Here is a 24,251-nt window from a genome sequence, read left to right as displayed (position 1 = left end):
GAAAAAGTCGGATGTGGGAGAGGATATTTTCATTTTACTTAGAGCAATTTTGGCGATTCAGTAATTAATATGATGTATCTATTTCTCTAGAAGCGGCAAAATAAAATTGACTCTGCTCAGAATTTTTGAGATGAGAAAAAGTCAGATGTGGGAAAGGATATTTTCATTTTACTTAGAGCAATTTTGGCGATTCAGTAATTAATATGATGTATCTATTTATCCAGAAGCGACAAAATAAAATGAGTAATTAATATGATGTATTTATTTCTCCAAAAGTGGCAAAATTAAATTGACTCTGCTCAGAATTTTTGAGATGAGAAAAAGTCGGATATGGAAGAGGATAGTTTCATTTTACTTAGAGTAATTTTGGCGATTCAGTAATTAATATAATGTATCTATTTATCCAGAAGCGACAAAATAAAATGAGTAATTAATATGATGTATTTATTTCTCCAAAAGTGGCAAAATTAAATTGACTCTGCTCAGAATTTTTGAGATGAGAAAAAGTCGGATATGGAAGAGGATAGTTTCATTTTACTTAGAGCAATTTTGGCGATTCAGTAATTAATATAATGTATCTATTTCTCCAGAAGCGACAAAATAAAATTAGTCATTAATATGATGTATTTATTTCTCCATAAGTGGCAAAATTAAATTGACTCTGCTCAGAATTTTTGAGATGAGAAAAAGTCGGATTTGGGAAAGGATATTTTCATTTTACTTAAAGCAATTTTGGCGATTCAGTAATTAATATGATGTATTTATTTCTCCAAAAGCGGCAAAATTAAATTGACTCTGCTCAGAATTTTTGAGATGAGAAAAAGTCGGATGTGGGAAAGGATATTTTCATTTTACTTAAAGCAATTTTGGCGATTCAGTAATTAATATAATGTATCTATTTCTCCAGAAGCGACAAAATAAAATTAGTCATTAATATGATGTATTTATTTCTCCATAAGTGGCAAAATTAAATTGACTCTGCTCAGAATTTTTGAGATGAGAAAAAGTCGGATTTGGGAAAGGATATTTTCATTTTACTTAAAGCAATTTTGGCGATTCAGTAATTAATATGATGTATCTATTTATCCAGAAGTGACAAAATAAAATGAGTAATTAATATGATGTATTTATTTCTCCAAAAGCGGCAAAATTAAATTGACTCTGCTCAGAATTTTTGAGATGAGAAAAAGTCGGATGTGGGAAAGGATATTTTCATTTTACTTAGAGCAATTTTGGCGATTCAGTAATTAATATGATGTATCTATTTATCCAGAAGCGACAAAATAAAATGAGTAATTAATATGATGTATCTATTTCTCTAGAAGTGACAAAATTAAATTGACTCTGCTCAGAATTTTTGAGATGAGAAAAAGTCGGATGTGGGAAAGGATATTTTCATTTTACTTAGAGCAATTTTGGCGATTCAGTAATTAATATGATGTATCTATTTATCCAGAAGCGACAAAATAAAATGAGTAATTAATATGATGTATCTATTTCTCCAGAAGTGACAAAATTAAATTGACTCTGCTCAGAATTTTTGAGATGAGAAAAAGTCGGATGTGGGAGAGGATATTTTCATTTTACTTAGAGCAATTTTGGCGATTCAGTAATTAATATGATGTATCTATTTCTCTAGAAGCGGCAAAATAAAATTGACTCTGCTCAGAATTTTTGAGATGAGAAAAAGTCAGATGTGGGAAAGGATATTTTCATTTTACTTAGAGCAATTTTGGCGATTCAGTAATTAATATGATGTATCTATTTATCCAGAAGCGACAAAATAAAATGAGTAATTAATATGATGTATTTATTTCTCCAAAAGTGGCAAAATTAAATTGACTCTGCTCAGAATTTTTGAGATGAGAAAAAGTCGGATATGGAAGAGGATAGTTTCATTTTACTTAGAGTAATTTTGGCGATTCAGTAATTAATATAATGTATCTATTTATCCAGAAGCGACAAAATAAAATGAGTAATTAATATGATGTATTTATTTCTCCAAAAGTGGCAAAATTAAATTGACTCTGCTCAGAATTTTTGAGATGAGAAAAAGTCGGATATGGAAGAGGATAGTTTCATTTTACTTAGAGCAATTTTGGCGATTCAGTAATTAATATGATGTATCTATTTCTCCAAAAGCGACAAAATAAAATTAGTCATTAATATGATGTATTTATTTCTCCAGAAGCGGCAAAATTAAATTTACTCTGCTCAGAATTTTTGAGATGAGAAAAAGTCGGATGTGGGAAAGGATATTTTCATTTTACTTAGAGCAATTTTGGCGATTCAGTAATTAATATGATGTATCTATTTCTCCAGAAGTGACAAAATAAAATTAGTAATTAATATGATGTATCTATTTCTCCAGAAGTGACAAAATTAAATTGACTCTGCTCAGAATTTTTGAGATGAGAAAAAGTCGGATGTGGGAGAGGATATTTTCATTTTACTTAGAGCAATTTTGGCGATTCAGTAATTAATATGATGTATCTATTTCTCCAGAAACGACAAAATCACATGAGTAATTAATATGATGTATCTATTTCTCTAGAAGTGACAAAATTAAATTGACTCTGCTCAGAATTTTTGAGATGAGAAAAAGTCGGATGTGGGAGAGGATATTTTCATTTTACTTAGAGCAATTTTGGCGATTCAGTAATTAAGATGATGTATCTATTTCTCCAGAAGTGGCAAAATTAAATTGACTCTGCTCAGAATTTTTGAGATGAGAAAAAGTCGGATGTGGGAAAGGATATTTTCATTTTACTTAGAGCAATTTTGGCGATTCAGTAATTAATATGATGTATCTATTTCTCCAGAAGCGACAAAATCACATGAGTAATTAATATGATGTATCTATTTCTCTAGAAGTGACAAAATTAAATTGACTCTGCTCAGAATTTTTGAGATGAGAAAAAGTCGGATATGGAAGAGGATATTTTCATTTTACTTAGAGCAATTTTGGCGATTCAGTAATTAATATGATGTATCTATTTATCCAGAAGCGACAAAATAAAATGAGTAATTAATATGATGTATCTATTTCTCCAGAAGTGACAAAATTAAATTGACTCTGCTCAGAATTTTTGAGATGAGAAAAAGTCGGATGTGGGAGAGGATATTTTCATTTTACTTAGAGCAATTTTGGCGATTCAGTAATTAATATGATGTATCTATTTATCCAGAAGCGACAAAATAAAATGAGTAATTAATATGATGTATCTATTTCTCCAGAAGTGGCAAAATTAAATTGACTCTGCTCAGAATTTTTGAGATGAGAAAAAGTCGGATGTGGGAAAGGATATTTTCATTTTACTTAGAGCAATTTTGGCGATTCAGTAATTAAGATGATGTATCTATTTCTCCAGAAGCGACAAAATAAAATTAGTAATTAATATGATGTATCTATTTCTCCAGAAGTGACAAAATTAAATTGACTCTGCTCAGAATTTTTGAGATGAGAAAAAGTCGGATGTGGGAAAGGATATTTTCATTTTACTTAGAGCAATTTTGGCGATTCAGTAATTAAGATGATGTATCTATTTCTCCAGAAGCGACAAAATAAAATGAGTAATTAATATGATGTATTTATTTCTCCAGAAGTGGCAAAATTAAATTGACTCTGCTCAGAATTTTTGAGATGAGAAAAAGTCGGATGTGGGAAAGGATATTTTCATTTTACTTAGAGCAATTTTGGCGATTCAGTAATTAAGATGATGTATCTATTTCTCCAGAAGCGACAAAATAAAATTAGTAATTAATATGATGTATCTATTTCTCCAGAAGTGACAAAATTAAATTGACTCTGCTCAGAATTTTTGAGATGAGAAAAAGTCGGATGTGGGAGAGGATATTTTCATTTTACTTAGAGCAATTTTGGCGATTCAGTAATTAAGATGATGTATCTATTTCTCCAGAAGCGACAAAATTAAATTAGTAATTAATATGATGTATCTATCTCTCCAGAAGTGACAAAATTAAATTGACTCTGCTCAGAATTTTTGAGATGAGAAAAAGTCAGATGTGGGAAAGGATATTTTCATTTTACTTAGAGCAATTTTGGCGATTCAGTAATTAATATGATGTATCTATTTCTCCAGAAGCGACAAAATAAAATTAGTAATTAATATGATGTATCTATTTCTCCAGAAGTGACAAAATTAAATTGACTCTGCTCAGAATTTTTGAGATGAGAAAAAGTCGGATATGGGAGAGGATAGTTTCATTTTACTTAGGGCAATTTTGGTGATTCAGTAATTAATATAATGTATCTATTTCTCCAGAAGCGACAAAATAAAATTAGTAATTAATATGATGTATCTATTTCTCCAGAAGTGACAAAATTAAATTGACTCTGCTCAGAATTTTTGAGATGAGAAAAAGTCGGATGTGGGAGAGGATATTTTCATTTTACTTAGAGCAATTTTGGCGATTCAGTAATTAAGATGATGTATCTATTTCTCCAGAAGCGACAAAATAAAATGAGTAATTAATATGATGTATCTATTTCTCCAGAAGTGACAAAATTAAATTGACTCTGCTCATAATTTTTGAGATGAGAAAAAGTCGGATGTGGGAGAGGATATTTTCATTTTACTTAGAGCAATTTTGGCGATTCAGTAATTAAGATGATGTATCTATTTCTCCAGAAGCGACAAAATCACATGAGTAATTAATATGATGTATTTATTTCTCCAAAAGCGGCAAAATTAAATTGACTCTGCTCATAATTTTTGAGATGAGAAAAAGTCGGATGTGGGAGAGGATATTTTCATTTTACTTAGAGTAATTTTGGCGATTCAGTAATTAAGATGATGTATCTATTTCTCTAGAAGCGACAAAATAAAATTAGTAATTAATATGATGTATCTATTTCTCCAGAAGCGGTAAAATAAAATTGACTCTGCTCAGAATTTTTGAGATGAGAAAAAGTCGGATGTGGGAGAGGATATTTTCATTTTACTTAGAGCAATTTTGGCGAGTGGAATAGTTATTTACTATCAATATAATATGTCTGTTTTTTCATAAGTGCTACAATAAAAACTCTCCTATAAAGCTGTGAGGCATTACAAACTATTAACCAATTTAAGACATTGATTATTTATCAAAAATATGATAACTACTGTATCCGAAAGCGAACCCCAAGAAGTAAAAATTCAACTCCTATTAGCAGGAGGGCATCAATATACTATTTATCTCAAATCTGATGCACCCTTACTACAACTTTTAGCCAAAACATTATTATCTAAACATCAAAAAAATGAAAATTCTACCCTATTTCAAATTCCTCTAGCAGAAGGTCATTCTGCTTTATGTTTTCCCAGTGAACATTTAGTCGGAATGGTAACCGAACCACCAATTTCTTTACAGAATTTACAGCCACAAGATACTAAAAATAATCTCAAAAATTCTACTAATACTACTCCTAAAATAAACAATTTAGAATCTCATTATTTACTGATAGAAAATTTTCTAAGCCAATCAGAAAATAAACAATTATTGAATTATGTTTTGCAAAGAAAATCAGATTTTTCTCCAACTACAACATCAACTAAAGCTGAAAATTATCGTCGTTCTTTAGTATTGTACTCTTTCCCAAAATTCCAAGAATTGATAGTTAATAGAATTAAAGAAATTTTTCCTGATGTTTTAAATAAGTTGAGTATTCCTGTATTTTCAATTGCTGAAATTGAAAGTCAGTTAACAGCTCATAACAATAATAACTTTTATAAAATTCATAATGATAATGGTTCTCCTGATACTGCAACTAGAGTTCTTACTTATGTTTACTATTTTTATCGAGAACCTAAAGCATTTACAGAAGGTAAGCTAATAATTTATGATAGTAAAATTCAAGGAAAATACTATGTAAAAGCTCAAACATTTAAAAGTATAGAACCTACAAATAATACTATTGTATTTTTCCTCAGTCGTTATATGCATGAAGTTTTGCCGGTAACTTGTCCTTCTCAAGATTTTGCGGATAGTCGCTTTACTATTAATGGTTGGATACGTCGCAGTTAATATAAAATAGATGTCATCAAGTGTCAGGTAAAGCTATTACAGGCAATATGTCTTTTCTATCAAGGTTTTATCATTAATATTTGTACTTTATATACTTGAAATATGCTATCAAATATAAAAGTTAGACCTCAAATAAATAATTATACTCGGTGACAAATATAATTGAAATTGGGTTAAATAAAAATGTGTTAAAATTGATATTTTTTTTCTTTGGTCTCAAAGAAAAAAAATCTTTAATATGTAATTAGACTAGAGCCATATTTTCAAAAATTTACTACTAGTTGAAACTTTAATAACACCTCCTTTCGCAAATACAAATTTTGCATTTACTATCTATTTCCATAGCTATAATTAGTGATTAAATTAAATTAAATTAGTTTTACCTTAATTTTTAGTTGAATTTGACTACCTGCAAATTTCCTATTGCTCACATAAAAGGAGAAGTAATAACTCATAATTATATTCATTATTATCAGATACATAATGATAATAGAAGGACAAATGTTCCTAAACTAAAAGAGAAGTTACCTATGTTTATTACAGCAATTTTCAGACTTTTAAGGCACAAAATTTATTTGTTTTATTAGGGTAACTCTATGCAAAGTCTCTTAAAGAGTAGTAATGTGGAAAACAGGGTATATAAAAGAAGAAAAAACTGTAGTTTAGCAACTTAAAAAGCGCTATATTTTTATCAATAACTTTAACAATTTTATGGGGTAAATAATTAGTTATATATGATGATAAAATAGATATTTATTACTTCAAACCTACAAAATTATTGAATAAAATTGTGCAAAAAAATAATACTATTATTTTCGTTCTTAGTATTTTTTTTGTACAAAAATTTAAACTTAAATGACTATTATAAAAAAATAAATATGGTTGTTTAACTATTAATTATTAGAGCTATAAAAGTAAGTAAGAAAGAAGAATAAATAAGGATATAGTTATTTAGGAGAGAAAGAATAAATGTTGAAAACAAAGAAAAAATTATAGAGATAGCTGTCTAAAATGAATGGGGATATCTTTTTGAAAGATCTCTGATAGAAATGCACATTTTTATTTGTAGTATTCTTTTTTAAAAATGATGTAATTTATCATAAATATTAGCTAATTTGCTTTGATAGTATTTTAAATGTTGCTCAATATTTAATGTCTGAATGCTTAAATAAAATTGTTTGTCTATTCTAATTCTCTATAATATTTAGAAAGCAAATAATTCAGATTATATATATTCAAATGAGATGGAAATCTAGATTAATTTTTTTTATAATAAAATTTACTATTAAGCAGTAAATAAGTTAAGGCCAATATTTTAAGGGTTCGTTTGTAAAAGCGTGAAGATATTGAAGATATCTTACTCTATAAAACTCTAATCCCTATTTCCTACTCCCTACTCTTTACTACCTACCACAAATAAAATATAGTAAGAATGTATGAGATTTGATATAATTAATATTATATATCTACTTATTCAAGTATATCAGTTTATGCTAGAATTATAATTCCTAAGTTGAGATATTACCAGATTATGATAAGTAGATATTCACTAGCTAAATTTTTCCGGCTTTCTAGTAAACCCACTATTTCAATGCAGATGATGTGGCTGGGTTTAATAGTTACATTGCTATTTATATTAATCAGTATTTTTGCTCCACTTTTAGAAAGTTTAGGTTGGTTGCAAGACCCTCAAGAATTTCTCAGTAACCCTATACATCAACCACCTTCTTTTGAACATTGGTTTGGCACAAGTCGTCAAGGTTATGATGTATTTTCTCGAACTTTATTCGGCGCACAAGTTGCTTGGAAAGTTGTAATTTTAGCCACAACATTAAGTTTAATTATTGGTGTGCCATTAGGAATGATAAGTGGTTATCTTGGAGGTAGAATTGATAAAGTTTTAATATTTTTTATGGATACTGTTTATACTTTACCAGGATTATTACTTTCTATAACTTTAGCTTTTGTAGTTGGAAAAGGAATATTAAATGCAGCGATCGCTCTGAGTATTGCTTATATTCCTCAGTATTATCGAGTAGTTCGTAACCATACAGTTAGTGTCAAAACAGAACTTTTTATTGAAGCAGCAAGAGCGATGGGTGCTAATACTTGGAGAGTGTTGACTCGTTACTTATTTATGAATGTTATTCAGAGTGTTCCTGTGTTGTTTACTCTTAATGCTGCAGATGCAGTTTTAGTATTAGGAGGATTAGGATTTTTAGGATTAGGATTACCTCCTGAAACTGCTGAATGGGGAAATGATTTAAGGTTGGCTTTAAATGCTTTACCAACAGGTATTTGGTGGACTGCTTTTTTCCCTGGTTTTACTTTAACTTTAATGGTGGTTGGACTCTCTTTATTAGGAGAAGGATTGAATGAATTTGTTAATCCTAAGTTGAGAAATCAGTAGACTTTTATGAAAGCTAATTTAACTAACAAAAAAAAATATAAAGGTAGGTTTCGGAGCAGAAATTTGAGAATTTATGAAAACTATTAGCACGTCTATTTCTTTTAGTCTAAAGTTTAGAATAAGACAAATTTTACATAATTATAGGATATAAATAAATTCTCAATGAAAGTGGTTAACTCACTACAATTATAAGAACACCAGCATGGGTTTTATGCGTTTTTAGGATCGACATAATTCCCCGATCTAGATTAAGTTTAAAACACTTTTTCTACCAGAAAATGATAAGTACCATCTAGATAACTAAAGTCTTATTTATAATATTATTAAAAAGGTTGAGATAAAAAATTTAGGTCTTATAAACTAGAGAGTAGTAATTCAGTTTTGGTGGGAATCAAAAAGAAAACAATAACTTTGCCTCAGTAAATTCAGAAATGAAAGTTATTTGATTGATTTTTAATTTTTATTGGTAATTACCATTTCCCACAACCACCCCAAAAAGCACCAGAAATTATTCCCCAAATTGAGCCAATACCTGTACCAATAATTACTCCTTTCAGCAAAGTAACTGGACCACTAATTATTACATTTAAAAACAAATCATCACCAATAACTATAGATGAAATCCCGCCAATAATTCCTAAAGCGATCGCCATCAAAAAAGAACCCCAAATTGCTCCAACAATTGCACCTCTTATCCCAATTAATTCTAATGCTAAAGGCAAAGGATAAGCCCTAATTAATCCGCCGAATATAATTCCTGATATAATTCCACCAATAGCACCATTTCCACTACCAAAAATCAAAACAGCTAGTAATAATTGAGGTAAGTTACTAGTACTAGCATCAATATTTCCTTGACTCGAAAACAACAAGTAAAGTGTGGCAACGATACCTATAATTGTACCGAAAAATGACCCCCAAATTGCACCTAAAATTGCTCCATACTTACCCCAAATTCTCACACCTCCCAAAAACATAGGAGGTTTAAACAAACTCCAAACAAAACCAAAACTTCCTCCCAAAAATGCTCCTAATATATAAGTATTACCAAAATTAGCATCCCGATTTAATATTGCTAACATCAAGCCTCCAATAGCACTGCCGAGAAAAAAACCACCAATAATTCCTGCTATTATATAATTTTTGTTAGATTCATCATTTTTACCCATTAATGATTTCCAAATTAGGCTGATGATTGTACACCACAAAATACCCATTAATAATGAACTTACAATAGTGAGTAAATTTTGATTAATTCCGATAAATAGACCAGCTAAAACAGCACAAAATACTACCCCCCAAACAGTTCCACTAATTATGCCCCAAATTATTTTCTTAAACATATTGATTTGACTATTAAGTAATTTTCTTTTGAATGAGTTTGTATAGAAATCGAAGCAAAGTTTAGGATATTAACAATAGCAGCAGAATCAACTCTCCATACAAAAATATTCTATTCTTCCTTCTGACTTTATGACTCAATTTTTAATTGAAAACCAATAATTTTTGATTTTATTTAACTCAGGAGAATATAGTAGTAAATATTTAATCTACGGACGTTGCATAAAAACGTCCCGACTAATTCTATTTCGATATTTTTGAAGATTTGTGAAAACTTGCATTGTCTAATATTAGTAATATTAGTAATATTAGTAATATTACTATTGTTGATTGTGGCCATAATTTTTATTTCAACCATTTTTAAAAAACTATATAGTTACAAGAGCCCACAAAAGTGTCAATTGAGCAACTAGTTTTCTCTAAAACAAACCACTTATACAAAACTTAAAGCAAAGGTTAAGACATTGCTAAATCTTGAAATTCAGTCATAGATGACTTCTGAGTTCTTACTTACTGTTAGTGTTATACTTCGACTGCCATAACACTTACCCTTATACTTTTTTTCCTAACTTGAAATCCTAATATTTTTTTCCTAATTCATTCCATTGATAACTATAATCTTCTCTATTGTCCATAACTGATTCATCTATATATACAAATTCGGTCTTTTATCGCAGATGGGTGGCCACCCAGTTTTTTTTCTTCTCTTTTTATCTTTTTAATTTATAGTCGTAAGTTTTTTTTCTTGTATGATCAATCTTTTTAAAGCTTTAGTTATAGTGGGATCGGACTTCCTATTTTCACGCGCAAGGGGGGCATTGCAGTAGGGGTAGTTTTTTCATCATTATCAATAGCTGTGAGGTAAAACCCTTAGATATCAAGCATTAAGCCTAATTTTGGGAATTAAGTTGTGTAAGTTCTACGATAAGGTCATAATAGATGGCAATGAGTGAAGCATTAAAACCTGGGAAACCAAGATTTAGTCATCTATAAATGCAGATTTAGATTTCTAACAACTGGTATCAGAACGCCCAGATACTACTATTGTAAAATTATGTGCATTCTTTACACTTAAAACAGGAAATTGGGTGACTCTTACTGACATTGGTATGTTTCGAGCTTTACAAAAACTTGGATGGGATGAAACTATTACGGGGTATCAAGCACTTTCAAACTATTATGAGATAGTGGTTTGTGGGATATTTACTCACCTAAAAAAATGGCGGTTTTTGCAAGAATGATTAATTATTATTGATTAGTATGTACCGAGAGCGATCGCGCTTAGTACACCCCAACATTAAATTGAGTAATAAATCAATTTTGCTTTAATGATACAAATGTCTTATATGTGTTAGTCATAAAATTTGAGTAAATATTTAGACTGAAGACAAAAAAACCTTGAACTTTCATTTACTCAGATTGCCATTATTTACATACATTTTATGGTCAAAAGAAGTAATTATACTTACACAAATATACCGAATTAAATGCAATTTTTTGCAATTTTTATGATTATCTGAATCAGATTTAAATATTTTTTTGGAACTAAAGTTGAAAATTAAAAAAATTACTTTGGTTAATTTATATTCAAAAAACTGTAGAAATAGAGACGTTATATGCTGGTTTTAATCTTCCCATTAAATATAGAGATTATTCCTGTATATTCAACATTATTTAGTATTATTTTTTTTCATTTACCTATATTTTCACCAATTAAAGAGAAATTTATTAATCAATAATTTTATTTTTTACTGAGATTACAGTGTTTATATTTATTACTAAAAAAAAAGTGATTTTATCAAAAAAAATCTGGCTATAAAAAATATATTTTTTTCATTTTAAAAAGCCTGATAGATAAAGATAGAATATATAAAATTTTTCAGGTATATATATATGGTAATTTTCGCTCATAAGTTTGTAAAATTTAGTCGATATTCTCCCTCGTATGATTAATCTATCTCCAGAGAAATAGCTCTACTATTAAAGGCTATTAAAAATGATATATATGTTATTATATTAATACTTGTACTGTCAAAAGCTCACAGTTGATTTAATGACTAAAAAAAAAATTAATTGGCTAATATAATTTTTTTTGAGTTGCCTTGACTTGAGAAAAAATCAATTTAATAGACTTGTCACATAGTAATTTAAAGTAAGGATTAGTATTTGAACATGGCATGGGAAGATGCTGGGCATCAATTGAGCTATTGAGGATTATTATATGGCTAAAAGTTTTATAAAATTTTGGCGATCGCTCATCTTACAATTTTATTGATTTCTGGGTAAGTAAAAAATAAATAGCTTAAACTAATTAGAATATTTATAACTATCAAGTTTAACCATTTAACCTATATTTATACAAAGATGATATTATGGTTAAAGTTGAGTTTTTTATGTTTTATGGAAAATCAAGAATCCCCTGAAATTATTAAACAACGTTTGTTATATAAAGGTAGAAAATTTAACTTTGATGTTAACTATTTACGTCTACCTAATGGAGTTGAAGGTGACTGGGAATGTATCCGTCATCCTGGAGGTGCTTTATGTATTCCTGTTACCTCAGATGGAAAATTAGTTTTAGTAAAACAATATAGATTTGCTATTCAAGGCAGGATTTTAGAATTTCCCGCAGGTACAATAGAGGAAAATGAAAATCCTGCTGACACTGTTAAACGAGAAATAGAAGAAGAAACAGGTTATCGAGCAAATAAATGGCAAAAATTAGGAGAGTTTCCCCTTGCTCCTGGATATTCAGATGAATTTATTTATGCTTTTTTGGCGGAAGATTTAGAAAAGTTAGAAAATCCTCCAGCACAAGATATTGATGAAGATATGGAAACAGTTTTAATGACTCCTCAAGAATTAGAAAAAGCTATCTTAGAAGGAGAATTTATAGATGCTAAATCAATCTCTAGTTTATTTTTAGCAAAACCATTTTTATCACGCATATAAAAGCTTTACTAACAATGGTTGAAACGATTAAAGTAACCCTTAAAAATTGGGACCAATAGTAAAAATGATCATAGAGTTGTTGGGTATGGGAAAATTGAAAATCCTCAAAAAATTACTCTATAATAGGGTTTTCAGGATTTTAAGCATTAAAAGCACTATAAACCTAAACTTATTTTGGGTTTTAGCTGTTTTTTTTTGCTTAATTTCCAACAAATCTAATATTTAGCATTCAAGTTCGCGAATTTTTTCTTGGTTTATTTTAGTTTATTTCCCAACAACTCTTTTATAAATAAGCTCTTAGAGACTACTGGTAAAAGGAATAAATTCAGGGGTAGTAGGGTGAGTTAGGCGAGAATATTTATGATGTACGAACCTAAATTTTAACTGTCAGCCGTAACCCACCAAGACTAATACCCTTTTAATAACCTTTTACGGAAGTGATGCATTCATGCACTCATGCATTAATATTTTATCAACTCAAAACTTTTACCATACAGGAATTTCAGTGAATTATTTGATTTTGAAAGTTAGAAACTATGTTTAATATCTTTAAAGTGAATTGCTCTAAACACTTTAACAGTAATAACATGAGCTTATGCACTCAATCTCTAAAGGGGGAATTTTATCTTACTCATCTGCTAGGGAGCAGTATCCCAAAAAGTCATTGTTTCTCCTTATTTATTATGTATCCACTCAATATGATGGAGTAGGCAATGATTTATAGTTGCCAAGATCAACCAAAGGAATAAAAAAAGGAGTGATACGGCTAACGCTACGCTCCGCGAACGTAAATAATAGTTGGCACAGCAGGTATATTCATAGTCTGAGAAATGCGGTCGCGTACATATTCAAAAAAAGCTTGATCCTAGCTTACGAGAAAGTATTCCAAGGTGCAGTTCCCTCCATCCTCTGAGTTCTATAACTGATATGGCGTCAGGTCAGCATAGTTCAAGCAGCTAACTGTGCCTGGTTATTATGCAATGGCAGCTCCAACACTAACAGCAACTCTCAGATGTAGGGTAACAGTTAATCGTTTTGGTTCTACCAAGCTGCTGATCACCACTTACAGTTGTGAAAATTTCTGACAATTCAGAGGGTAGTCTTAAGGTAGTCAAAAGTGTGGGAGCATCTGTTAAAGGCCAGTAAATCTCGGTATTATCCCAAATGCTGTTGAAAAATGGTTTCAAAGGTTAGGATTATTAGAAGGTGTTCCTTTTAATTATTTAGTACCTAATGAGGGCTTATTACCTCAAGAATTTATCCATTTCTTCTGTTTAGATTCTTTTTGGATAGACTGTTTACAAGATGGTGCGTTTAGTGTTGGTCGTGTTACGAAAGGTGATTTATCAGACGATAAAAAAATTACAGAACTTAACAATTTTCTGCGTCAGCAAAATCAAACAATTAGTGGAATGATGATGCGATCGCAAGTAGTTTCTGGTTGGCCTGGTTTACTGGTTGATGGATATGATCAGGTTGTAAGTAATTTAGATGCAATTGACCCCACAGAAGCCAACCTTCTACCCCTACTACGAATGGAAACCTTAGTTAAAGATGTGTTACTTTGTTTATTTGAAGGAGAAATCAAAACCGTTGATATTCACTTACAACCGGAGTCAATGCACTTTGGGTTAGATGCACCAACAGAAGATTATCCTCAATGGTCAAAAAATCTACGAGATAGTGACGGAGAATTAATGAAAGACTCTATTTCTATTCCTTGGAAAAACGAAACAAAAGAAGTCATTGATTTACAAAAGTTTGCTAGACATAACCAAGAGACTCTAACCATCTCAGATGAATTTACCCCTGGTCAATTTGGCTTACAAATGATAGAAGGTGTTCAAAAAGTTAGACTTGTTTTTAAGGAGTCAGTCTAATTGGAGCAGAAAAAAACGTCAATAGATTTCAGAAAAAAGTTATGGAACAGAAGCAGGTATTAATTGAGTCAGTTAACGACCAACTGAAAAATATCTGCTGCTATTGAACATTCTCCCCACCCCAGAGTGTTCAACTTCAACTTGCTAGTCAACCTGGTAGGTAGCTTAGTGGCCCACACATAAACCAGGAAAAAACTTCCATTAGATTTAGAAATCAAGAGTTAACCAGCTCTGCCTCCGACTATGTTCTAGCTTCATTGAATAAAAGTACAGGGTTTTTTCTATCCTAGCTCAACCCTCTAAACTTTACTCCTTTAAAAACTTTACTCCTTGAAAAAATTTTGCCATAGCGATCGCCATTCCCAAGAACATCGTCCCTAGCTCAAAAAAGAGCGATCGCTTCCCAAACCACAGCTATACTTTATACTTAGAAGCTTAGTTTTTTGAAGATATTTCAGCCTTAACTCAAACAGCTCCTAGAGTGTCTAAAATATTAGTCAAAAAGCTAAATACCGTGAAATAGATAAGATTAAAGTCGTACTTATAAAACTATAGAAAAGGAACTTAAAAGTTCAGATTATTATCAATAACGATTAGAAAAATTGAAAGCCAATAGATATATTTTACCCTCATATTTTTTCCAGTTTAGCAATTAATTTATCATCATATTTAACTACTTTATAAACACTTAGTAAGTCAAACATAATTCCCAAAAATAGACCTTCAAAAAACTCTTAAAAGTACATTAATAATTTCATTAATTGTTGAAAGCTAATCCTAAAAAAATTAGTAATTAAAGTTATAAAATAATATAAATATTTACCTATCATATATTTTTATCCTAATCAAATTAAACAAATTTTGATAAATATTAGTAATGTCAATAATGTTATTAATAAATATCATCAAAAACTAACCATTGAAGATATAAACAATCAAACTAGTTTAATTAAAATTAAAACATAAACTATCACCCCAGACTAGCTAAAAATTAAAATTTATAGAGAATCAACCTGACATACCACAGGAACTAAAAAAAAGCCTTTATAATATTTTTTTTACGGCTAAAACCAAAGACAAAAGTACGAGATTAGGATTATCTCTTAGCCATAAAATTATTCCCCAAAAACATCATAGAAATATGATTTATTTTTCTGAAATCGTCAACAATAAAACATTTATAATTCAGAGCCAAATTGAACATAAATTAGGTGAATTTTTAGACAAATCAACTTCTTCTCACCCCAAAAGCTATCACTCCTAAAAATAACAACCCCATTAAACCCATTAAAGGATTACCATCTATTCCAATTAACCAATCTCCAACCCCATCATCATATTTAACTAAACCACTCACATTAACAATATAATATCCCCATACTAAACCAGCATGAATACCCATAGGAAAACCCAATAACTCTTCTTTCTTATTAGTAAATTTGTTCAACTTTTTCCCACTACTACGTTTTGCCCAAACAAATATTAAACCCAATAAAACTAAACCCGGAAATTGTAACAAAGTCCGCCAAATTTCTTCTATAGGTTTAATAAAATGTAGTACTGCATAAACAATACTACTCACCCATAAAACTATTGTTGATTGATAATTTCTCTCCAACTCATCTAACAACCAACCCCTAAATAATAACTCTTCAGCAAAACCAATACCTACAGAAACTAATAAACCTTCAAAGATAAATTTTAGTAAATCTTCTGGGGGTGAAAGCCATACTAACCATCCCAAAAACATCTCTAATATCAACAAACTAAATAGACAAAATAAACCTATTCCTAAACCTTGAAAAAACAGTTGAAAATTACGTCTATTTATTATTAAACCGTAGTCACATAATAGATGGGGTTGCTGATATACTTTCTTTCCCCATAACCTGACTAAAATAATAAACTCAATGTATAGAAGAGTTATTGTCCATATACTCTGTAGATTAACATCTTCGACCAAAAAATAGATTGGTATTGCCAGTGGCATCCAAACCAAAAGTAATATGCTCAGAAAAATTACAATTCTTGTAGGAGCAGAAAACTCCGCTATTTTCTGAAGTAATAATAAATTAGACATTGCCAAGAACCACAAGAGATGGAGAAACCGAGTTTCCAACTAAAGAAGCCCGGTATCTATAATTAGAACAAAATTACTCATCAGGTTCTATGGTGCTGGTTAGTCCATGGTTTTTCAAATTTTCGCAGTAGAACTCTGCAGGTTCTAAAGCACAGATAATTACCAATGCAATACCATTTGAGTGAGCTTCCATCATTATGTTAACAGCTTGGGGTTGAGTCAAGCTTGGTACTGTTTTCATCAAAGTTTGCACCACATACTCCATGCTGTTAAAATCATCATTATGGAGTAAAACACGATAATGGGGTGCAGTTTTACGGACTGTGGAAGTGGTAGGTTTTTCTATAGTCTCTATAGACACTATTCTATCCTGCTTACTTAAATAAATTAAATATTACGTTATAGTATACACATAACATAAAACTTAACATTAAACTAAAAAAATCAATAAAAAATCAGATTCTTTTGTCATCTGACTTTTTTATTAATACTTTTGACATAAAAAACTCCTAACTTGAAAGTTGTCACAATATAATCAAAGTCCATATCTTTTGTACTTCTTTATACATAATCAAGACTAATAATTTCCTTGCTAAAATTTATAGTTGTAGAATTGAAGTCCCCCCTGCTGGGGTGAGGACTTCATATATACTGTGCGACTCGTTGGTCACTAAAACCAGGAAACTGTGTATAAATGACCATTCCAAGTCACCACATGAGGAAAACCTCGACTTGTGAATAACTCTTATTACCTTGATGGTGTAATTCCATCCACCTTGTTGTTAGGTTGACAGCGTAGACCACAGGGTAGCGATTGAACATCAATCCCTGAAGCTGGTTTAAAAGCGGGAAAATACCAGTTACCGAGGAACGATACCGCGAGCAAAGGTTGACAAGTGGACAAATAGGAAGGTAATCAAACTCTCGTTATTAAGGACCATTCCGAAGGTAGCTATGGGATGTTGGACGAAGGTCAGGGGCCAATGGACATAAATATAGTATAGTTTATGTCAACAACCATGTCATAACCCCCGGGAGAATTTACCCCACTAAATCAATCGCAATAAAGGAATAAGGGAACGAGGAAACCTCTTTAAAAACACCTAAGTAAATAGGTCGAAAACTTAGGAAGCCATTCAAGGTCAATCTACACAGAAGTTGTAGGTTTTAAGGAGAGTAGGATTGAGTAAGAAGCATTGCAGATGCAGACGTACTCACTGTTAGACGTAATGTAAAGTAATGACTAGCTATGAACAAAGCTAAAACCCTAAAAAGAAACTTAGAAAATCCTGAGCCATTTTTAAGCGTAGCATGGGATACAAACGATATACCAGACCTATGTAGTGTCAATCCTAACCTTAAATGGAAAGACATTAACTGGAAAAAGGTAGAAAAATATGTATTTAAGTTGCAAAAGTTAATTTACAGAGCATCCAGCCGTGGCGAAATCCGCAAAATGCGTAAGTATCAAAAACTTCTGACCAAAAGTTATTATGCTAGGTTGCTAGCTGTTAGGCGTGTGACGCAAGACAACCAGGGAAAGAAAACAGCGGGTATAGACGGTATAAAAAGTCTTCCCCCAATGCAAAGATTTAACTTGGTAGAAATGTTAAGGTCACGATATCTTAAAGCAAGCCCAACCCGTAGAGTCTGGATACCAAAACCAGGTAGAGAAGAAAAACGTCCACTAGGCATACCTACCATGTATGATAGGGCCCTTCAAGCACTGGTAAAGTTAGGTATGGAACCAGAATGGGAGGCACTTTTTGAGCCTAATAGCTATGGTTTTAGACCAGGTCGGTCAGCACATGATGCCATTGAAGCCATCTATAAAAGCATCAACAAAAAATCAAAATATGTTTTAGATGCTGACATATCCAAATGTTTTGACCAAATTAACCATGGTGCACTGTTGAGAAAAATAGGAAAATCTCCATACAGACGATTAATCAAACAATGGTTAAAATCTGGAGTGTGTGACAACAAACAATTCTCAAACACTGTGGAAGGTACGCCACAGGGAGGGGTTATCTCACCCTGAAAGAGCAAACATCGCCCTACACGGTATGGAAAAATGTTTAGAAGAATTTGCCAAAACCCTTCCAGGGAGAAAGCATGACAACATACAGGCATTATCCTTAATAAGATACGCAGATGATTTTGTAATCCTACACAAAGACATCAAAGTATTAATACAAGCAAAAACCTTAATACAGGAATGGTTAAACCAGGTAGGATTAGAGCTAAAACCAGAAAAGACTAAAATTGCCCACACCCTGGAAGAATATGAAGGAAACAAACCCGGATTTAATTTTTTAGGATTTACAATAAGGCAATGGAAAGTCAAGACAACCAAACAAGGATTTAAGACACTGATTAAGCCATCATCTAAGAGTATTAAAACTCATTATCGGAAGTTGGCGGATATATGTGATTGCCACAAAACCGCCCCTACGAAAGCTTTAATAGCTAAACTAAATCCGATAATCAGGGGATGGGCCAACTACTTCTCCACTGTAGTCAGTAAAGAGGTATACAGCAAATTAGACTGCCTCCTGTGGAAAAGGATATGGAGATGGGGAAGTAGACGGCATCCAAACAAGTCAGCCAAATGGGTAAAACAAAAGTATTTCCCTCGCTGCAAAGAGACCAGAAACTGGTTACTTAATGACGGCGAATACGTACTTAACCTACACGCAGACGTAGCTATAAAAAGACACGTCAAGGTAAAGGGCAATAAATCCCCTTATGACGGCGATTGGACTTATTGGAGCAGTAGAATCGGTAAACACCCAGGCATAAGGAAAGAAGTAACAACGCTGTTAAAACGGCAAAAGAATAAATGCGCATTTTGTGGATTAACCTTCAGATCAAACGACCTTATGGAAATTGACCATATAAAACCAAGGTCTGAAGGTGGTGACAACACAGTTAAAAATAAACAACTGCTACACCGACACTGCCACGATACTAAAACTGCTTTAGATAATAAAACATACACAAAACCTAAGTTACAGGACTTACCTGATGAATACCTATGGGTAAATGATATGTTGATTCTAAAAACAGGGATGTACCTATGAAAAAAAGGACGTTTAAGAGAGGAGCCGGATGAGGTGAAAGCCTCACGTCCGGTTCTGAAGACGAGTCGGGTAGGGTAACTTACCTGGCTTAGTTTAACTATACTTCATACACATATACTTGGAATTTGCTGTATGTTAGAAAAAACATACATCTAGCTTTTCCCATTATTAATGGCCCAATAGTTGCTCTGCTCAGATAATTTCAAATATAATAACACTTCGATATATATGAAACGTACAAATCAAACCACCAGCCAAGTATCCAGATTTAATTATGCTACTCTGGCAATTTTAGGCGGAGTATTTGTTTTGGGTATTGGCATTGGCATCGCCTTTAGCTCCACTGCTAATTTTACCCCACAAAATATGGCCTCTAGTGAATTTATAGATCGCAGCGTACCTAACCCCGAAATTTGTGTACAGTTTGGAGCTAGCGCAATGGTAATGAATATGCGCGTTTTCTTGACTTTAAATCCTTTTAATGTATATGTATCTCAGCCTGGTTTGAAACCAGGATGTGTCATCCGCAGAAGTAACTGGGAAATTCTACAACAAAGAAAATTAGTCAACAATGAGCAAGTGCGTGACTGTAAAAACCGGATGAATACCTTTGGGTATACAGGAAATATTAACGATGAACCAGAGATTGATTGCATTTATCAAAATGACAGCGCTCAAAACCTATTCTTTAAAAATATGGGGCCCGGGTTTGCTCCACCTGAAAATAATAATTTCTAGCTGATATACCATTCTTACCTAAAAATTGAGCTTAAAGCTCGACTCACCCATAGGAAGACTATTTGTTTTTTTTTGAATATATATGTTATAATATAATTTATTATTTGCAGTTGGGCAGTCTTCAGACAAAAAAGCCTATCCCTATCCACTCGTTGCCAGGCACTAAAGATGGCTAAACAAAAGTAGTGGCCTGTGATAACAAAACCGTTTTATTCCCAAAAAAAAACTCATCTTCAGCTCAAACTGCAAATTTTCCACTCGTTCTGTTTTCCTAATTAACTATCTAATTATAGTAATGCTACTGGTGTTGATCTCCAAGGTCAACCCGAGGTTAAGCTTAGGCTTCCAATAAAACCCCAGTACCTAACAGCTGGGAAGAATGCCAAACTTTTAAAGTACAGAAATTCATCTATCAGCTATCAGCTCAAGTAAAAATTATTGATTATCAGCTCAACCTCTGCAGCCAGAGGATTTTACCTCCCAAAGCACAGCCCTTTTTTCAGATCCTAAAAACTACTAGTATCATAAAATCTAGAGCGGGGTAAATCTTTAACAACACGAACTTCTACAATAAGCCCCGGCTCAATGGTGACAGAATGAGGAGCAGTAAAAAGAACACTACCAGCTCCAAGAGCTGCTCCTGCCAAGAAACCAAAACCTGAACCCGTTAACAGTAATAATGCTAGACCACTACCAGTGCTACTACCTGCTAAAACTTTTTCATTAAAATCAAGGTCTCCTTCGAGCAATTGAGATCGAGCATCAAAGGGGATTAAACGATTATTGAAATATATAGCTCTGGCGATAAATTGACTACCGTGACTGAAGGTCTTAAAACTACCGACCACAGGTGTTCTAGCTGGTACTATAATTCTACCAGATTCATCAGTTATGGCCTCTTGGAGAAGCAAAACTTCCTGTATTTCAACTCCCTGTGGTAGTTCAAGCTCGCTAGTGGGGTAAATTAGAGATATTATCTTTCCTGCTTCAATTAAGATAGAAGCATCATCTTCAAGCTGATTTTTGCCTGAAGTTCCAGGCAATGGTTCTCCAAAGGAAATTACATCAACTGATTTAGTAGTTCTATCGTTTAGTTCTTCTACAGTTTCAGGGTCTAGGGGAGGTGGAACAAAAGCATTTTCAATTTCTATCCCTTGGAGTGGTGGTAATTCCGAAATTTCAGAGGATGCAGTAGGAGACTGTTGAGCACGCGAAGTGTCTATTAATGGAAATATGACACCATCTCGTTTTTCCGTGGGAATAACTAAGAATGGAATAGAAGGCTCTGCCAAAAGTGCGGGGTTGGGTAGAGGAAATTCTACTTTGGGAGCTCTCTGTTGAAAGCTTACTCTGTTTTGCTTGGGTGGAGTGAAAGCTTGATCCTCTTCTGCTTTGGTAGATTCATAATTTTCTATTTTTGTGGTTTCTATAGATGTTGTTGTTGGTGTAAAAGAATCTACTTCTAGTTCTGTGGTTTCTGTAGATTTTGTTGTTAGTGTAACAGCATCTCCATTTAAAACTTTTGTTTCTCTTGGAGTTGAGGTTTTTTCCTTACCTACAAGTAAACGTAACTTCCAACTATTTTCTGGCGCTTCGACCTGTTCTAATTTGACTTTTTTAGCAGATATAGCTACTTCCGGAGCAAAGTCTATAATAACTTTTGCTTGTTGCATTCTCTCTTGAGAGAGACTAACTCTACGCACTAACCCTGCTGGATATAATTCAGTCACATTTACACTAACTTTAGTATCTTCAATATAGACAACTAGACGAGTAGGTTTGCTTTCAACAGAATAAGTAGGAGTTGTACCTGCTGGGAGAGTAAACTGAAGTTGATTATTATCTGGGTCAAAAAACCAGTTTGTTAAAAAAGCACCAAAAGCTGGCACTGGAAAACTGAAATTAATTATTACTGTTCCCACTAAGCTAATAAGTTTTAATTGAGATTTTAATCTTGACAGGTTTTTTTTAAATTGACTTACCATCAGCTTACTCCTCACAATACCAGAAATATTTAATCATTAAGCTACAATCTATTATCTAAGATTACCATAAGAATGTTAAAGGAGGCAAAGTCATGGAAACATTGACAATTTATTGACCAGCTAGGTTAGAATTAAAAATCTATCTTACCCAATTACAATGGTTGCAAACAGTGTCTATGAAAATAATGATTTAAGATTTGAAACAACTGCAACAGTAGAATTAATTATTAGATTACCTACAGGAGGAAATACAGGAGAAAGGAACTCCGATCTAAATTTTCAACTAAGAGCATGGAAGCGTCAAAATAACCAGGACTTACGTAAAGACTCTATATATATATAGTAGATAAGAATTATGATATGTCTGTACTTAGTTAGTAAATTTGAGCAGTGCCATAAAGCTATATTATACTATCCTCAGACTTTATTGCATGAAGGTAGTGATGGTGAGTCGCACCGTCCGGAGGATGATCGCATTATCAACTTTCACATTGAAATTACTGAAAAAATTGAGTCAAGTTTATCTATATTATTAACCATTATAGTATATAAAAAAAGGTTTTATCAAGGATTTTTGCATAGAATTTGATTACATACAATATTGTGAGTATTTAATAAGTAGTTAGAAAAAATTATACTATTATAAATCTGGCGACTTATCTTCAAAAAGTCAGTCATGATCGGATTAATTTTCAATTAATTTTTTTTTAATTAGGGACTGAAGTTTTCTGGGATAATGTCAAAGAATAAATTGAAACTACTAGGGATATATATTTAGTTTTTGACGATACAGTGATAACTAAAAAACATTCCCGAATAATTGAACTTTTCCGACGTCATTATAATGGAAATGAGCATATAGTAGTTCGTGGAATAGGAGTAGTTAATTGCTTATATTTTTATCCAAAAATATAATAATTATGGATAATAGATGATCGTATTTCTGACCTAGAAAGCGATGATAGGAGTAAATTAAATCACGTAAAAGGAATGATAATTGATGTGGTTGACAACAAAAAAATACCAGTAAAAAAAGTATTAATGGATAGCTAGTATGCAACCAAAAAGCTAATGGTTTTAATAAATAATGATAGAAAATATACTACTTTCCATTAAAAATAAATTGTTTATTAGACGATACAGGAGGTGTAGAAAAGTATAAAAAACTAGAAAAATTAAGATAGAGTAATTTTGAATTAGTATCAGGAAAATTTATTAATATTAAAGGTTTTTATAGAGATAAAAAATATCAGGTTTTTCTGGGATACTGTTTCCACAAACTTCAGCAGAATATCTAGTGACTAATGACTTGAAGCAATTCTTGAAAGATGATGTAGGATTTTAGTTACAAACTATATGAAAAATAGAATAGTGTCACAGGTAAATTAAGCAATTAACAAGACTTGAGAAATGCCAATATCATAGAGCCAGAATTTAAAAAAAACATATTGCTTCTGCCATGGTAGTTGGGAATTATTTAAAAATTCAATGTAGGACAATGGGGAAAACTATTGACAAAATCAAAAATTAATTATTATCAAATTATTTAATAAATGAAATTAAATATTCAGTAATAAAATCCAAAATACTTTGAATTTTAGAGTTGATAAATGAAGTATAAAAAAACTGTTTTTTAGGAATATCTTATCAAGAGAAAACTGGAAGCGATCGCTACAATATCTAGTCTGATCCCATAGATTAGTATAGGCTATATATAGTGTTTTTTCGTAATTACTGATTAATTTCTTTGAGCCG

General features: G+C 31.8%; 12 protein-coding genes and 1 pseudogene. 9 read left to right on the top strand and 4 right to left on the bottom strand.

The window, feature by feature from the left end; all coding sequences use genetic code 11:
- Positions 1-5,115 precede the first annotated feature (5,115 nt).
- Both TERY_RS05265 and TERY_RS05260 read left to right on the top strand, forming a co-directional pair.
- Positions 5,116-6,027, top strand: coding sequence for a 2OG-Fe(II) oxygenase (locus TERY_RS05265; protein WP_011610875.1), 912 nt, complete (start codon positions 5,116-5,118; stop codon positions 6,025-6,027).
- A 1,531-nt stretch (positions 6,028-7,558) separates the two neighbouring features.
- On the top strand, positions 7,559-8,437 hold the full coding sequence (locus TERY_RS05260) for an ABC transporter permease subunit (protein WP_011610874.1): 879 nt from the start codon (positions 7,559-7,561) through the stop codon (positions 8,435-8,437).
- 470 nt (positions 8,438-8,907) lie between these two features.
- On the opposite strand, the gene TERY_RS05255 is transcribed toward TERY_RS05260, so the two are convergent.
- Positions 8,908-9,780: a hypothetical protein gene (locus tag TERY_RS05255; protein ID WP_011610873.1), complete on the bottom strand. Its 873-nt coding sequence runs from the start codon at positions 9,778-9,780 to the stop codon at positions 8,908-8,910.
- Positions 9,781-10,866: 1,086 nt separating this feature from the next.
- Here TERY_RS05255 and TERY_RS32400 point away from each other — a divergent pair.
- From TERY_RS32400 to TERY_RS34565, 3 genes are all read left to right on the top strand, one after another.
- Positions 10,867-11,019 carry a hypothetical protein gene (locus TERY_RS32400; RefSeq protein ID WP_155994319.1) on the top strand — a complete coding sequence of 51 codons (153 nt, stop codon included), beginning with the start codon at positions 10,867-10,869 and terminating at the stop codon, positions 11,017-11,019.
- Positions 11,020-12,178: 1,159 nt separating this feature from the next.
- Positions 12,179-12,730: an NUDIX hydrolase gene (locus TERY_RS05250; RefSeq protein WP_044136445.1), complete on the top strand. Its 552-nt coding sequence runs from the start codon at positions 12,179-12,181 to the stop codon at positions 12,728-12,730.
- Between the two features lie 1,412 nt (positions 12,731-14,142).
- Complete coding sequence (locus tag TERY_RS34565) at positions 14,143-14,610, top strand: hypothetical protein (RefSeq protein ID WP_011610871.1); 468 nt, start codon at positions 14,143-14,145, stop codon at positions 14,608-14,610.
- A 1,228-nt stretch (positions 14,611-15,838) separates the two neighbouring features.
- On the opposite strand, the gene TERY_RS05240 is transcribed toward TERY_RS34565, so the two are convergent.
- Positions 15,839-16,690 (bottom strand): CPBP family glutamic-type intramembrane protease, encoded by an 852-nt coding sequence (locus TERY_RS05240; RefSeq protein ID WP_011610870.1) that lies wholly within the window; start codon positions 16,688-16,690, stop codon positions 15,839-15,841.
- A gap of 73 nt (positions 16,691-16,763) precedes the next feature.
- A complete protein-coding gene (gene clpS, locus TERY_RS05235; protein WP_011610869.1) occupies positions 16,764-17,051 on the bottom strand; it encodes an ATP-dependent Clp protease adapter ClpS in 288 nt (95 codons plus the stop codon).
- A gap of 888 nt (positions 17,052-17,939) precedes the next feature.
- Here clpS and ltrA point away from each other — a divergent pair.
- Together ltrA and TERY_RS05225 are read left to right on the top strand one after the other, a co-directional pair.
- Positions 17,940-19,851 (top strand): annotated as a pseudogene (ltrA, locus tag TERY_RS05230) (group II intron reverse transcriptase/maturase).
- A gap of 150 nt (positions 19,852-20,001) precedes the next feature.
- Positions 20,002-20,511: a DUF3172 domain-containing protein gene (locus tag TERY_RS05225; protein WP_011610866.1), complete on the top strand. Its 510-nt coding sequence runs from the start codon at positions 20,002-20,004 to the stop codon at positions 20,509-20,511.
- Positions 20,512-21,017: 506 nt separating this feature from the next.
- Here the strand turns inward: TERY_RS05225 and TERY_RS24785 are convergent.
- On the bottom strand, positions 21,018-22,496 hold the full coding sequence (locus TERY_RS24785) for an AMIN domain-containing protein (RefSeq protein ID WP_011610865.1): 1,479 nt from the start codon (positions 22,494-22,496) through the stop codon (positions 21,018-21,020).
- Between the two features lie 157 nt (positions 22,497-22,653).
- Here TERY_RS24785 and TERY_RS05215 point away from each other — a divergent pair, with 157 nt between their 5' ends.
- On the top strand, positions 22,654-22,839 hold the full coding sequence (locus tag TERY_RS05215; protein ID WP_011610864.1) for a hypothetical protein: 186 nt from the start codon (positions 22,654-22,656) through the stop codon (positions 22,837-22,839).
- Between the two features lie 12 nt (positions 22,840-22,851).
- Positions 22,852-23,085: a hypothetical protein gene (locus TERY_RS05210; RefSeq protein ID WP_044136443.1), complete on the top strand. Its 234-nt coding sequence runs from the start codon at positions 22,852-22,854 to the stop codon at positions 23,083-23,085.
- Positions 23,086-24,251: the final 1,166 nt, after the last annotated feature.

Origin of the sequence: Trichodesmium erythraeum IMS101 (genome assembly GCF_000014265.1) — a bacterium.
In the GTDB taxonomy this organism is placed as follows: Bacteria; Cyanobacteriota; Cyanobacteriia; order Cyanobacteriales; family Microcoleaceae; genus Trichodesmium; species Trichodesmium erythraeum.
This window is presented reverse-complemented; position numbering and strand designations above follow the sequence as displayed.